The following is a 1,078-nucleotide window of genomic DNA, read 5'->3' as shown; positions in this document are numbered from 1 at the left end:
TTTGAAGGTCGTCGCGCGGGGCACGCCGGGCTTCTCGGGCGCCGATCTGATGAATCTTGTCAATGAGGCGGCGCTGCTCGCGGCGCGGCGCTCGAAGCGGATCGTCACGAACCAGGAGTTCGAGGACGCGCGCGACAAGATCATGATGGGCGCTGAGCGCCGCACGCTGGTGATGACGGATGAGGAGAAGAAACTCACCGCCTATCACGAAGGCGGCCATGCGCTGGTGCAGCTCTCGGTTCCTGGCGCGATGCCGATCCACAAGGCGACGATCATTCCGCGCGGCAGAGCGCTCGGCATGGTGCAGGGCCTTCCCGAGCGCGATCAGATCTCGCAGACATACGAGCAACTGACCGCGATGCTCGCCATCGCCATGGGCGGCCGCGTCGCCGAGGAAATGATCTTTGGCCATGACAAGGTGACGTCGGGCGCGGCCTCGGACATCCAGCAATGCACCCGTGTGGCGCGTGCGATGGTCACCCAGCTCGGCTTCTCGAACAAGCTCGGCACCGTCGCCTACGCCAATCCCGAGCAAGAGCAGTTCCTCGGATATTCCCTCGGGCGTCAGCAGACGATTTCCGAGGCGACGCAGCAGACGATCGACGCGGAGGTGCGCCGATTGGTGCAGGAGGCCTATGACGAGGCGATGCGCATCCTGACGGAAAAGCGCAGCCAACTCGACACGCTCGCCAATGCGCTTCTCGAATTCGAGACGCTGTCCGGCGACGAGATGAAGGGCCTGCTCGCCGGCAAGCGGCCGGTGCGCGAAGAGTCGTCGCCAACGCCGCCGCCGCGCGGCTCCTCGGTGCCGACGACGGGCCAGAAGCCCGAGCCCGACGTCGGCGGCATGGAGCCCCAGCCGGTCTAAGCGCCGGCGATTGAAAACAAAGGCCCGGCGTCAGCGCCGGGCCTTTTTTTTGCGACGCGAGAGGATCTCAATCCGCGATTTCGAGCGCCTGCGCGTGGCGGGTTCTGCGCCGTTTTTGGCGACAAAGTCACTGTTTCGATGCGCCGTAACACGCAAAATGCGTCAGCCTCGAAGAGCGTCTCTTCGAGCCAAATTCCATGGAGGAGTCAC

General features: G+C 64.5%; 1 pseudogene. It reads left to right on the top strand.

The window, feature by feature from the left end:
- A pseudogene (locus tag NEI07_RS14445) lies at window positions 1–868 on the top strand (ATP-dependent metallopeptidase FtsH/Yme1/Tma family protein); the annotation flags it as partial.
- Between the last annotated feature and the right edge of the window lie 210 nt (window positions 869–1,078).

The organism is Methylocystis suflitae (assembly GCF_024448135.1).
Taxonomy (GTDB): Bacteria; Pseudomonadota; Alphaproteobacteria; order Rhizobiales; family Beijerinckiaceae; genus Methylocystis; species Methylocystis suflitae.
Note: the sequence above shows the minus strand (reverse complement) of the source record. Positions and strands in the feature narration are given on the sequence as shown.